This window comes from Streptomyces sp. NPDC043854 (assembly GCF_056436005.1).
On record NZ_JBWKDK010000003.1, the window covers coordinates 55,335 to 68,806 of the forward strand.

The 13,472-nt window shown below is 71.5% G+C and carries 8 protein-coding genes; 7 read left to right on the forward strand and 1 reads right to left on the reverse strand.

All coding sequences use genetic code 11. The features are described 5' to 3' along the window. Positions 1–12 precede the first annotated feature (12 nt). From AC068A_RS03765 to AC068A_RS03790, 6 genes are all read left to right on the forward strand, one after another. Complete coding sequence (locus tag AC068A_RS03765; RefSeq protein ID WP_478580223.1) at positions 13–1,248, forward strand: ATP-grasp domain-containing protein; 1,236 nt, start codon at positions 13–15, stop codon at positions 1,246–1,248. A gap of 114 nt (positions 1,249–1,362) precedes the next feature. Next, the gene (locus AC068A_RS03770) at positions 1,363–3,426 is read left to right on the forward strand and encodes a thioredoxin domain-containing protein (RefSeq protein WP_478580226.1); all 2,064 of its coding nucleotides are present in this window, start codon (positions 1,363–1,365) and stop codon (positions 3,424–3,426) included. A 259-nt stretch (positions 3,427–3,685) separates the two neighbouring features. Next, positions 3,686–5,032 (forward strand): glycosyltransferase, encoded by a 1,347-nt coding sequence (locus AC068A_RS03775; RefSeq protein ID WP_478580228.1) that lies wholly within the window; start codon positions 3,686–3,688, stop codon positions 5,030–5,032. Then, on the forward strand, positions 5,029–6,810 hold the full coding sequence (locus tag AC068A_RS03780) for an ArnT family glycosyltransferase (protein ID WP_478580229.1): 1,782 nt from the start codon (positions 5,029–5,031) through the stop codon (positions 6,808–6,810). Before AC068A_RS03775 ends, AC068A_RS03780 begins: the two co-directional genes overlap by 4 nt. A gap of 6 nt (positions 6,811–6,816) precedes the next feature. Then, positions 6,817–8,097, forward strand: a complete 1,281-nt coding sequence (locus tag AC068A_RS03785) for a glycosyltransferase (RefSeq protein ID WP_478580232.1) — start codon at positions 6,817–6,819, stop codon at positions 8,095–8,097. Between the two features lie 23 nt (positions 8,098–8,120). After that, positions 8,121–10,541 (forward strand): galactose oxidase-like domain-containing protein, encoded by a 2,421-nt coding sequence (locus tag AC068A_RS03790; protein ID WP_478580234.1) that lies wholly within the window; start codon positions 8,121–8,123, stop codon positions 10,539–10,541. Between the two features lie 149 nt (positions 10,542–10,690). On the opposite strand, the gene trhA is transcribed toward AC068A_RS03790, so the two are convergent. Beyond that, positions 10,691–11,386 carry a PAQR family membrane homeostasis protein TrhA gene (gene trhA, locus AC068A_RS03795; protein WP_478580236.1) on the reverse strand — a complete coding sequence of 232 codons (696 nt, stop codon included), beginning with the start codon at positions 11,384–11,386 and terminating at the stop codon, positions 10,691–10,693. 220 nt (positions 11,387–11,606) lie between these two features. Here trhA and AC068A_RS03800 point away from each other — a divergent pair, with 220 nt between their 5' ends. After that, positions 11,607–13,433: a phosphoenolpyruvate carboxykinase (GTP) gene (locus AC068A_RS03800; RefSeq protein WP_478580239.1), complete on the forward strand. Its 1,827-nt coding sequence runs from the start codon at positions 11,607–11,609 to the stop codon at positions 13,431–13,433. Positions 13,434–13,472: the final 39 nt, after the last annotated feature.

The following is a 13,472-nucleotide window of genomic DNA, read 5'->3' on the forward strand; positions in this document are numbered from 1 at the left end:
CGAACGAATCGCGTGGCGATTGTCGACGCCTACTCGACAGGGAGCCTCCTGCCGGCCGTACTGGAGCAGTACGGCATCGAGTGCGTGCATGTTCGGTCGCCCAACCCCGACGTCATCCTGTCGCGCGACCCTGAGGGTTTTGTCTACGACATTCGCCACGACGGCGACGTGGCGGCCATGGCGTCCGTACTGCGCGAGCATGAGGTCAGCCATGTGATCGCCGGCCAGGAGGCGGGTGTCGAACTGGCCGACCAACTCTCCGCCGAACTCGGCACTCCCGGCAACGGGATGACCCGGCCGACCGCCCGCCGCAACAAGTACGAGATGGTGCTGGCGTTGCGCGATGCAGGCCTGGCACACGCGGCCAGCATGGTCTCGAGCGATGTCGACGAGATGATCGCGTGGGTCGAGGAGACGGTGGGCTATCCAGTCATCGTGAAACCGGTCGCCAGCTCCAGCACGGACAACGTCGTGGCATGTTCGTCCCCGGAGCAGGTTCGTGCTGTCCACGAGAAAATCATGAACAGCACCGATCGTCATGGGATGCCCAACACAACGGTGCTCGCGCAGGAGTTTCTGGAAGGGGACGAATACTTCGTCAATACCGTCAGCCGTGGCGGCGGGCATCACACGGTTGAGATTTGCCGATATTACAAAGTTCGCATCCCCGGCGGCCGCATCATCAACGACTACAACGAGCCGCTGTCACCGGACGATCCGGTTGCCAAGGAGCTGGAGTCCTACACCCACCAGGTGCTGGACGCCCTGGAGGTGCACAACGCGGCCGGTCATACCGAGGTCATGCTGACCTCCAGGGGACCGGTGCTCGTCGAGAGTGCCGCACGCATGGGCGGTGGCCAGGTTCTTGACATCAACACACGCTGTTACGGCACCAACCAGGTGGAGCTCCTCGCTCTGTCCGTGGCGAAACCGGACGAGTTCGACCGCCTGCCCACCACCGCATACCGGATTCTGGAACACCATCGCTTCGTGCATCTCATCAATCCGAGGGAACACGGCGTCGTCCCGTCCCGCGAGGCGATGGCCGCCATTCGCGCCCTACCGTCCCACGTCTTCACCGTCATGAGGTATCCGGAAAGGAAGCCGATTTCCCGGACGGTCGATATCGCCACACAGCCGGGGTTCGTATTCCTCATGTCCGACGATCCCGCTCAGGTTGTCGCCGACTATCAGCAGCTGCGAAAGATCGAACAGGACTACCTCTACGATCCCGACCTGTCGATCTGAGGGGAGCCGACCGGGTCCCTGCGGTCCCTGATTACGCGCTGTGTGCAGGCATGTGCTCCGGCGCTCCCGGGTTGGGTGCTGGCCGGGCGGTTCCCGCCGTGCGACGATGCGGATATGAATCGCCTGGCCAATTCCCAGTCACCGTACCTGCTTCAGCACGCCGACAATCCGGTGGATTGGTGGCCCTGGGAGCCTGGGGCGTTCGAGGAGGCCAGGCGGCGCAATGTGCCCGTCTTCCTGAGCGTCGGATACTCCAGCTGCCATTGGTGCCATGTGATGGCGCACGAGTCCTTCGAGGACGAGCCGACGGCCGCCTATATGAACGAGCACTTCGTCAACATCAAAGTGGACCGGGAGGAGCGGCCCGACGTCGACGCCGTCTACATGGAGGCCGTGCAGGCCGCCACCGGGCAGGGCGGCTGGCCGATGTCCGTGTTCATGACATCCGAGGCCGAGCCCTTCTACTTCGGCACCTACTTCCCGCCCGGGGCCCGGCACGGCATCCCCTCCTTCATGCAGGTGCTGGAGGGGGTGCGGACGGCCTGGGCGGGGCGGCGCGAGGAGGTCGCCGACGTCGCGCAGCGGATCGTGCGGGACCTGGCGGGCCGGCAGCTGGACTACGGCCGGGCCGGCGCCTCCGGCCCGGAGGAGCAGGCGCAGGCGCTGCTCGGGCTGACCCGCGAGTACGACGCCGTGCGCGGCGGGTTCGGCGGCGCGCCGAAGTTCCCGCCGTCGATGGTGCTGGAGTTCCTGCTGCGCCACCACGCCCGCACCGGCGCCGAGGGGGCGCTGCAGATGGCCGCCGACACCTGCGAGGCAATGGCCCGCGGCGGCATCTACGACCAGCTCGGCGGCGGTTTCGCACGCTACTCCGTGGACCGGGACTGGGTGGTCCCGCACTTCGAGAAGATGCTGTACGACAACGCCCTGCTGTGCCGGGTGTACGCGCACCTGTGGCGGGCCACCGGGTCCGACCTGGCGCGGCGGATCGCGCTGGAGACCGCCGACTTCATGGTCCGGGAACTGCGCACCCCCGAGGGCGGGTTCGCCTCGGCGCTCGACGCCGACAGCGAGGACCCGGCCACCGGCAAGCCGGCGGAGGGGGCGTACTACGCCTGGACGCCCGCCCGGTTGGCGGAGGTGCTCGGCGCGGAGGACGGGGCGCTGGCGGCGGCGTACTTCGGGGTGACGGACGAGGGGACCTTCGAGCACGGCACGTCGGTGCTGCAACTGCCGCAGGACGGGCCGGTCGTGGACGCCGCGCGGGTCGCCGGCATCCGGGAGCGGCTGCTCGCGGCGCGCTCCGGGCGGCCGGCGCCCGGCCGGGACGACAAGGTCGTCGCGGCGTGGAACGGCCTGGCCGTCGCCGCCCTCGCCGAGTGCGGCGCGTACTTCGACCGGCCGGACCTGGTCGAGCGGGCCACCGAGGCCGCCGACCTGCTGGTGCGGGTCCACTTCGAGGCGTCGGCCGGCCGGGCCCCGCGCCTCGCCCGCACCAGCAAGGACGGGCGGGCCGGCGGCAACGCCGGGGTGCTGGAGGACTACGGGGACGTCGCCGAGGGCTTCCTCGCGCTGGCGGCCGTGACCGGCGAGGGGGTGTGGCTGGAGTTCGCGGGGATCCTCCTCGACCTGGTGCTGGACCTGTTCACCGCCGAGGACGGCAGCCTCTACGACACCGCGCACGACGCCGAGCGGCTGATCCGGCGCCCCCAGGACCCCACCGACACGGCGGCCCCGTCCGGCTGGACGGCCGCCGCCGGCGCCCTGCTGTCGTACGCCGCGCACACCGGTTCCCAGGCGCACCGCACGGCCGCCGAGCGGGCGCTCGGCGTGGTGCACGCGCTGGGCCCGCGCGTCCCGCGCTTCATCGGCCACGGGCTGGCGGTCACCGAGGCGCTGCTGGACGGTCCGCGCGAGGTGGCCGTGGTGGGCCATCCCGACGATCCGGCGCGGGCCGCGCTGCACCGGACCGCGTTGCTGGGGACGGCTCCCGGGGCCGTGGTGGCGGCCGGGATGCCGCAGGCTGCGGACGGGAGCGGAGGTGAGTTCCCCCTGTTGGCGGAGCGCACTCTCGTACACGACCGCCCCACGGCCTACGTCTGCCGGCATTTCGTCTGCGCGCGGCCTACGACGGATCCGGTCGAGCTGGGGGAGCAGTTGGGTACGGTTCGTCCGTGAATCTGACGGAGTACCGTCAACTCCGTTTCCTTGAACGCCAGTTCGGTAACCCGGTTTTCATCCGGCGAGCGGCCGAGTGTCGTGTTCGCTGCCTACTCTCATGGCTTCGGATGTAACCGGGGGTAGCAGAGCCGAGACCGCGCACTGGGGGGTGCGCCGGAGGGGGACAGCGGGGCCGGGCGGGCCGGGGGGCCTGCCCTGAGCCCCTCGGGGGTTTTCGATGCCGCTGGGGGATGCGGCATGTCTGTGGGGGGACAGCTTGTACACCTCTGTGTTCATATCGGCAATTTCCATTGCCCTGTTCTGGATGGCCGCGTTCACGCTGTGGTGGCAGATGCACGCCTGGCGCACGCCCGAGACGCTGGCCTCCACCCGCTTCGACCGGCCCGACGGCGAGGGCCGGCTGGCCTTCTCGCTCCTGCTGCCGGCCCGCCACGAACAGGCCGTCCTCCGGCACACCGTCGAGCGGCTGCTCGAGTCGAGCCACACCGACTACGAGATCATCGTCATCGTCGGCCACGACGACCCCGAGACCACCGCGGTCGCCGAGGCGGCCGCCGCCCGGGCGCCCGACCGCGTCCGCGTCGTCGTCGACCACCACGAGACCAAGAACAAGCCCAAGGCCCTCAACACGGCCCTCCCGCACTGCCGGGGCGACGTCGTCGGGGTCTTCGACGCCGAGGACCAGGTCCATCCCGAGCTCCTCGCCCACGTCGACCACGCCTTCCGCACCACCGGCGCCGACGTGGTCCAGGGCGGCGTCCAGCTGATCAACTTCCACTCCAGCTGGTACAGCCTGCGCAACTGCCTGGAGTACTTCTTCTGGTTCCGCTCCCGGCTGCACCTGCACGCCGAGAAGGGCTTCATCCCGCTCGGCGGGAACACCGTCTTCGTCCGCACCGACGTCCTGCGCGAGGCCGGCGGCTGGGACCAGAACTGCCTGGCCGAGGACTGCGACCTGGGCGTACGGCTGTCGTCGGCCGGCAAGAAGGTGGTCGTCGCCTACGACTCCGACATGGTCACCCGCGAGGAGACCCCGGGCTCGCTGGTCAGCCTCCTCAAACAGCGCACCCGCTGGAACCAGGGCTTCCTCCAGGTCTACCGGAAGCGGGACTGGCGGCAACTGCCCGGCCGCGGCCAGCGCTGGCTGGCCCGCTACACGCTGATGACCCCGTTCATGCAGGCGGCCTCCGGGGTGATCATCCCGGTCAACACCGCCGTCGCACTCTTCCTGGACGTCCCCGTCGGCGTCGCGATCATCACCTTCCTGCCGCTGATCACGGCGCTGGTGACCTTCGTCTTCGAGATCGTCGGCCTGCACGACTTCGGCCGCCAGTACGGGCTGCGCGTGCGCTTCGTGCACTACCTGAAGCTGATCGCGGGCGGCCCCTTCTACCAGGTCATGCTGGCGGGCGCCGCGCTCCGCGCGGTCTGGCGCGAGCAGCGAGGCCGCACCGAGTGGGAGCTGACCCGCCACACCGGCGCCCACCTCGCCGACTCCACCGCCCTTGCCGACTCCCCCATCGCCCCCGCCGCCCCCGCCGCCCCCGCCGCCCCCGCCGCCTCCACCGCGTCCGCCGCGATCCGAGAGGACAGCCACCGGTGACCGCCACCCTGCCCACGGCCACTGATCCCCAACCCGAGGCCACCACGGCCGAGGCCGCGGCGGCGGTCACGGCCACCGCCGCCACCGGGACCGCCCCGGCCCCCGCCGGGCCGCGCCCCGACGCCGGCCCCGGAGTCCGGCCTTCCGCCCCGGCCGCGTCGGCCGGCCCGGCCGGCCCGCTGGTGCGGTTCCGCTCCTCCCGCCCCGACCTGCTGCTCTGCGGGGCCCTGCTCCTCGTGATCGTCCTCGTCCAGGGCTGGAACATCACCAACTTCCCCGCCCTGAGCGACGACGAGGGCACGTACCTCGCCCAGGCGTGGGCCGTCCAACAGGGCGAGGGCCTCGCCCACTACACGTACTGGTACGACCATCCACCGCTCGGCTGGATCCAGATCGCCGCCCTGACCTGGCTGCCGTCCCTCCTCGTGCCCGAGGGGATGACCGTGGCGCCGATGCGCCTGTCGATGGTCGCCGTCTCCGCCGCGAGCTCCGTGCTCCTCTACGTCCTCGCCCGCCGCCTGCGGCTGCCGCGCTGGGCCGCCGGCCTGGCGATGGCCCTCTTCGGGCTCTCGCCGCTGTCCGTCGTGCTCCAGCGGGAGATATTCCTCGACAACCTCGCCGTGACGTGGATGCTGCTGGCCTTCTGCCTGGCCGCGTCCCCCCGTCGGCACCTGTGGCACCACTTCGCGTCCGGACTGGCGGCCGCGACCGCCGTCCTGACCAAGGAGACGATGCTGGTGGTGCTCCCGGCGCTGCTGGTGACGATGTGGCGGCACAGCCACCCCGACACCCGCAAGTTCGCCGTCACCGGCGCCGTCACCGCCTGCGCCCTGATCGGCCTGTCGTACCCGCTGTACGCGCTCCTCAACAACGAGCTGCTGCCCGGTCCCGGACACGTCTCGCTCCTCGACGGCATCACCTACCAGATGAGCCGCCCGGGCTCCGGCTTCCTCCTCACCCCCGGCTCCGGCTCGAACGGCGTCCTGCGCTCCTGGCTCTACTACGACACCGTCCTGCCGCTCGGCGGGCTGGCCGGGGCCCTGCTGCTGCTCGCCGCCCTCCTCCCCCGAGCCCTCGGCCCCGCCCGAGCAGGGGGGACCCCCGTGTCCGCCACCGCCCGCGCGCTGGCGGGCCCGGCCCTGGCCGCCGCCATCCTCGCGGCCGTCGCACTGCGGCCCGACGGCTACCTGCCCGCGATGTACGTCATCCAGGCGCTGCCGTTCCTCGCGCTGGTCCTGGCCGGGGGCGCGGCGAGCGTCACCCACGCGGTGCTGCGCCGCCGCCGGGCGGCCGGGGAGCGCCGGGTGCTCACGTACGGGCGCCGGGCGCTGGTCGGCATGCTCGCCGTCGCGGCCGCCGTGTACGTCCTGCCGCGCTGGTACGAGGGCAACCGCACCGCGCTCACGGCCGACGCCAACGCCCCCTACCGGCAGGCGGCCGCCTGGCTCGGCCGCGAGGTCGCCGACCCGGCGCACACCCGGGTCCTGCTGGACGACGCGCTCTGGCTGGACGCGGTCCACCACGGCTTCGAACCGGGGCTCGGTGCCATCTGGTTCTACAAGGCGGACCTCGACCCCGCCGTCACCGCGACCGTGCCGCGCGGCTGGCGGGACATCGACTACGTGGTCTCCTCGCCCACGGTCCGCCGGGACGCCCGGGACCTGCCCCTTGTCAGGGCGGCGCTGGAGCATTCGACCGTGGTGGCCGTCTTCGGCTCCGGCGAGGACCGCATCGAGATCCGCCGGACCGAGTCCGCCGGCCGCCCGGACGGGAGCTGAGCCGGCATGAGCGACGAGCTGCGCACCCCGCACGCCCCGCACGCCCCGCACGCCCCGGGCACCCGGGACCTGGACGGCCCGGGCCTGGGCGCCCCGGACCTGGACGGCCTGGGCCTGCTGGAGCCGGCCGGGGCCACCGCCCACGGCAGCGTCACCCTGGTCATCCCGACGTTCAACGAGGCCGGGAACATCACCGAGCTGCTGGACCGGCTCGCTGCCTCCCTCCCCGCCGGCCTGCCCTGCACGGTGCTGTTCGTGGACGACTCCACGGACGACACCCCGGAGGTCATCGAGAAGGCCGCCCCGGGCTGCCCGTTCCCCGTGTCCGTCCTGCACCGCCGGACCGCGGACGGCGGTCTCGGCGGGGCCGTGGTGGAGGGGATCAAGAGGGCGGCCGGGGACTGGGTCGTCGTCATGGACGCCGACCTCCAGCACCCGCCCCACCTGGTGCCCGAGCTGGTCGGCGAGGGCGAGCGGACCGGCGCCGAACTCGTCGTGGCCTCCCGCTACCTGCCCGGCGGCAGCCGGGCAGGCCTCGCCGGGAGCTACCGGGTCGCGGTCTCGCGCGGGGCGACCTGGCTCGCCAAGGGGCTCTTCCCGCGCGCCCTGCGCGGCATCAGCGATCCGATGAGCGGCTTCTTCGCCATCCGCCGCTCGGCCGTGACCGCCGAGGCCCTCAGGCCGCTGGGCTACAAGATCCTGCTGGAGCTGGCGGTCCGCTGCCGCCCCGCCCGGACCGCCGAGGTGCCGTTCGTCTTCCAGGACCGGCACGCGGGCGAGTCCAAGTCCACCGCCCGCGAGGGGATGCGCTTCCTCGCCCACCTCGCCGCCCTGCGGACCGCGACCCCGTTGGCCCGGATGATCGGCTTCGGGCTGGTCGGGCTTTCCGGCTTCGTCCCGAACCTGCTCGCGCTGTGGCTGCTCACCCGGGCCGGGATGCACTACCTGCCGGCCGGGATCGCCGCCAACCAGGCGGGGGTGCTGTGGAACTTCGCCCTCGTCGAGGTGCTGTTCTTCCGCGACCGCCGCCGGCACCGCCCCTGGCCGGACCGCCTCGGCCGGTTCGCCCTGCTCGCCAACGCCGACCTGGTGCTGCGCCTGCCGCTGACCGGATGGTTCGTCGCCCGGCTCGGCATGCCGGTGCTGCCGGCCACCGCCCTCGCCCTGGCCACCACCTTCGTCCTGCGGTTCGCGGCCACCGAGGCCCTCGTCTACCTGCCGCGCAGACCGCGCCGCGGGTCGCGCCGGGCCCGTACGCCGCGCACCGCGCGCACCAACAGGAGCTGAGCCGCACAGAAGGGAAGTCCTCCATGCGAGCGAACATCCGACGGCGGGCCGGGCGGCGGGCCGCCCTGGCCGCCGTCGGGGCGATGACCGCGGGCCTGCTGCTCACCGCACCGCAGCAGGCCACGGCCGGACCGCCCAACCTGCTCACCAACCCCGGTTTCGAGACCGCCGGCGCGCCCGGCACCGACATGCCGTCCTGCTGGGAGAAGTCCGGCTGGGGCGACAACGACTTCACCTTCGCCACCGTCGCCGACGCCCACAGCGGCACCAAGGCGATGCGGGTCTCGCTGACCCGCCGGGTGACCGGCGACCGCAAGGCCCTGGTCACCGAGAACGCCACCTGCGCCCCGACCGTCGTACCGGGCCGGCAGTACGACCTGTCGGCCTGGTACAAGTCGGACACCCCGGACGTGTCGGTGACCCTCTTCCGCCACGACACCGCCACCGGCTGGCAGTACTGGACCGACCTCCAGAACCCGCCGGTGAGCGCCGGCTGGTCGCGTACGGAGGTGCGCACCCCGGCCGTCCCGCCGAACACCGACAAGATCAGCTGGGGGCTGTCGGTCTACGGCACGGGCTCCGTCACCACCGACGACTACGCCATGGAGGAGGTCGGCGCGCCGCCGCCGCAGCCCTCCTGCTCCGGCACCCCGGAGGAGTGCGCGAAGGGCAGGTGGGAGGTGATCCCGGCGAAGAACCCGGTCCGCTCGATGCACGCCGTCGTGCTGAAGAACGGCAAAGTGCTGCTGATCGCGGGCTCCGGCAACGACATCTCCCAGTTCAACGCGGGCACCTTCACCTCCGCCGTGTACGACCCGGAGAACGGCAGCTTCAAGACGATCCCGACGCCGGTCGACATGTTCTGTGCGGGCCACGTGCAGCTGTCGGACGGCCGGGTGCTCGTGATGAGCGGCAACAAGGGCTACCCGTCCGCCGACGGCAAGATCGGCTACCAGGGGCTGAGGGACAGTTACGTCTTCGACCCGGCGACCGAGTCGTACACCCGGACCAACGACATGAACGGCGGGCACTGGTACCCGTCGGCGACGATCCTCGGCAACGGCGACGTGATCTCCTTCGGCGGCCTGAAGGAAGACTCCACGGGCAACGTGACCGCCGAGAAGTTCTCGGCGGCGCAGAACAAGTGGCTGCCGATGAACGAGGTCAACCAGACCTGGTCGTACTGGGGCCTGTACCCGTCGATGATCCTCATGCAGGACGGGCGGCTGTTCTACTCGGGCAGCCACACCTTCGGCAACGGCACCCCGGGCACCGGTGCCTCGATCTACGACTACGACGCCAACACGATCACGGACGTGCCCGGGCTGCGCAACAAGGACGAGCGCGACGAGTCCGCGAGCGTGCTGCTGCCGCCCGCCCAGGACCAGCGGGTGCTGACCATCGGCGGCGGGAACAACGAGCGGAACCCGGCGGCGAACCGGCTGACCGACCTGATCGACCTCAAGGCGCCGAACCCCGCGTACACGCCGGGCCCGGACCTGCCGCAGGGCCTGGTCGACACCGGCCAGGGCAAGCGCCCGCAGACCGGAGCCGAGGGCAAGATGTACGTCTCGGCCGTGCTCCTGCCGGACGGCAAGGTGCTGGAGACCGGCGGCGGACTGCACGACCGGGCCGACCCGGTGTACGAGGCCTCGTTCTTCGACCCGGTGACCAACACCTACCAGGCGGGCCTGCCGGCCGACCCGGTGCCGCGGACGTACCACTCGGCGGCCTTCCTGATGCCCGACGGCCGGGTGATGGCGGTCGGCGACAACCCGGGCAACGGCACCTACAACCACAACGTGTCCATCTACAGTCCGCCCTACCTGTTCAAGGGCCCGCGCCCGCGGCTGACCTCGGTCATCGACCGGCAGTGGACGTACGGGGACACGCAGCGGATCACCGTCGACCGGCCGATCGCCAAGGCGGAGCTGATCCGCCCGGCCGCGGTCACCCACTCCTCCGACCCCAACCAGCGGTTCGTGGACCTGCCGCTGAGCGTGGTCAACGACACCACCGTGGACCTCAACGTCACCAGCAACCCGAACCTGGCGCCGCCCGGCTGGTACATGCTCTTCGGGGTCGACGCGAACGGCGTCCCGTCGGTGGCGACCTGGGTGCACCTGGGCGGCCCGTCGGCCCTCGCGGCCGCCGACAAGAGCCCCTCGCCGCACGTCCACGACTTCGCCGACGCGCCGCAGGCCGCCCCGAAGCAGAACCCGGGCAAGCGGGACTCCGTCCCGGTCCCGCCGAGCACGGCCGGCTGCGACCGGCACTACGGCACCGTCAACCAGTGCGTCCCGACCCGGTTCCCGGCGGAGGTGCAGGAGACCACGCAGGCCCGCTGCGACTGGCTGGCCTCCCACCGGTACCCGAAGCGGATGAAGGTCCACGGCAGCGACCCGCTGCGCCTGGACCCCGACCGCGACGGCCGGGCCTGCTGAGCGCTGCGCGGGAAGTGGGGGGGGGGGGGGGGGGGGGGGGGGGGGGGGGGGGGGGGGGGGGGGGGGGCCGCCCCCCCCCCCCCCCGCGGCTGCTCGCGCCGTTCCCCGCGCACCTTCAAGCCGGCGCTCCCGCCGGTGGGCCGGGCCGCTCAGTGCCGGTAGGCGGCGAGCGAGATGCCGACGTAGTGCGCGACGAACGCCGCGAGCGTCAGCGAGTGGAAGACCTCGTGGAAGCCGAAGAAGCGCGGGGAGGGGTTGGGGCGCTTGATGCCGTAGATGACCCCTCCCGCGCTGTACAGCAGCCCGCCGACGACCACCAGCACCAGGACGGCGATGCCGCCCGTGCGCAGGAAGTCGGGCAGGAAGAAGACCGCCGCCCAGCCCATCGCGATGTAGCAGGGGGTGTAGAGCCAGCGCGGGGCGCCGACCCAGAAGACGCGGAAGGCGATCCCGGCGGCGGCCGCAAGCCACACCGCCCACAGCAGCGTCCGTCCGGTGGAGGGCGGGAGGAGGATGACGGTCAGCGGGGTATACGTCCCTGCGATGATCAGAAAAATATTGGCGTGGTCGAGGCGCCGCAGGATGGCCTCGCCCCGCGGGCCCCAGGTGCCGCGGTGGTACACGGCGCTGATGCCGAACAGCAGGCAGGCCGTGAGGATGTAGACCCCGCAGGCGATCCGCGCCTCGCCCGAGTCCGTGAAGGCCATGAGCGCCAGGCCCGCGACGACCACGGCGGGGAACATCCCGGCGTGCAGCCAGCCGCGCATGAGCGGCTTGGCCTCCGGTGCTGCTGTGGCGGCCGGCCCGGCGGCGGCCTCCGGCGCGACTGCGGCGTCAGAAGTCATGGGCGTCATGCTACCTACGGGTCCGTAGGTTTCCGGCGGTCTGCTTTACGGAAGATTGACGGGAGTGGCGATGCTCACGTGAGAGGCCCTCTGGACATATGCGCACATGCACCGGATGATCAGATGAGTGCGGTCGGCACCGGATGAGCGGAGCGCGAAGCGTCCGGGTCGCAGCCCCCACGGGGCATACACCAAACACACCCCTCAACAAGGAGCAATCGTGGCGCGCGACAACGCGGCTCCCACTTCCGTCCCCACCAAGCACAAGGCCCTGGTCGCCTGGGTCGACGAGATCGCGGCGATCACCGAGCCCGACAGGGTCGTCTGGTGCGACGGTTCCGAGGCCGAGTACGAGCGCCTGTGCGGGGAGCTCGTGGCCAAGGGCACCTTCAAGAAGCTCGACGAGTCGAAGCGCCCGAACTCGTACTACGCCGCCTCCGACCCGTCCGACGTCGCGCGCGTCGAGGACCGGACCTTCATCTGCTCGGAGAAGGAAGAGGACGCGGGCCCCACCAACCACTGGATGGCCCCGGCGGAGATGAAGGACATCTTCGCCGGCGAGAACGGCATCTTCCGCGGCTCGATGAAGGGCCGGACGATGTACGTCGTCCCGTTCTGCATGGGCCCCCTCGGCTCGGAGCTCTCCGCGATCGGCGTCGAGATCACCGACTCCGCCTACGTCGCGGTCGCCATGCGCACCATGACCCGCATGGGCAAGGCCGTCCTCGACGAGCTCGGCTCCGACGGGTTCTTCGTCAAGGCCGTCCACACCCTCGGCGCTCCGCTCGCCGAGGGCGAGGCCGACGTGCCGTGGCCGTGCAACACCACCAAGTACATCTCGCACTTCCCGGAGACCCGCGAAATCTGGTCCTTCGGCTCGGGCTACGGCGGCAACGCCCTCCTCGGCAAGAAGTGCTACGCCCTGCGCATCGCGTCCGTCATGGCCCGCGACGAGGGCTGGCTGGCCGAGCACATGCTGATCCTCAAGCTCACCCCGCCCCAGGGCGAGGCGAGGTACGTCGCCGCCGCGTTCCCGTCCGCCTGCGGCAAGACCAACCTGGCCATGCTGGAGCCCACGATCCCCGGCTGGACGGTCGAGACCATCGGCGACGACATCGCCTGGATGCGCTTCGGCGAGGACGGCCGCCTCTACGCGATCAACCCCGAGGCCGGCTTCTTCGGCGTCGCCCCCGGCACCGGCGCGCACACCAACGCCAACGCCATGAAGACGATGTACGCCAACACCGTCTTCACCAACGTCGCGCTCACCCCGGACGGCGGCGACGTCTGGTGGGAGGGCATGACCGAGGAGACCCCGGCCGAGCTGATCGACTGGAAGGGCAACCCCTGGACCCCGGAGTCCGGAACCCCGGCGGCCCACCCGAACGCCCGCTTCGCCGTCCCGGCCGCCCAGTGCCCGACGATCGCCCCCGAGTGGGAGGACCCCAAGGGCGTCCCGATCTCCGCGATCCTCTTCGGCGGCCGCCGCGCCTCCGCCGTCCCGCTGGTCACCGAGTCCTTCGACTGGAACCACGGCGTCTTCATCGGCTCGAACATCGCCTCCGAGAAGACCGCCGCCGCCGAGGGCAAGGTCGGCGAGCTGCGCCGCGACCCGTTCGCCATGCTGCCGTTCTGCGGCTACAACATGGGCGACTACATGGCCCACTGGATCAAGGTCGGGGCGAACGCGGACGCCGCGAAGCTCCCGAAGATCTACTACGTGAACTGGTTCCGCAAGAACGACGCGGGCAAGTTCGTGTGGCCGGGCTTCGGCGAGAACAGCCGCGTCCTGAAGTGGATCGTCGGCCGCCTCGACGGGACCGCCGAGGGCGTCGAGACCCCGATCGGCATCCTGCCGACCAAGGCCGCCCTCGACCTCGACGGCCTCGACATCTCCGACGAGGACCTCGACTTCCTCCTGACCGTCGACAAGAAGGTCTGGCGCGAGGAGGCCGCCCTGGTCCCCGAGCACCTGGGCACCTACGGCGAGCACACGCCGAAGGAGCTGTGGGACCAGTACCACGCCCTGGTCGAGCGCCTGGGCTGACGAATGACCGCCCTGCCTGCCAGGGCCCGAAGATGTGGG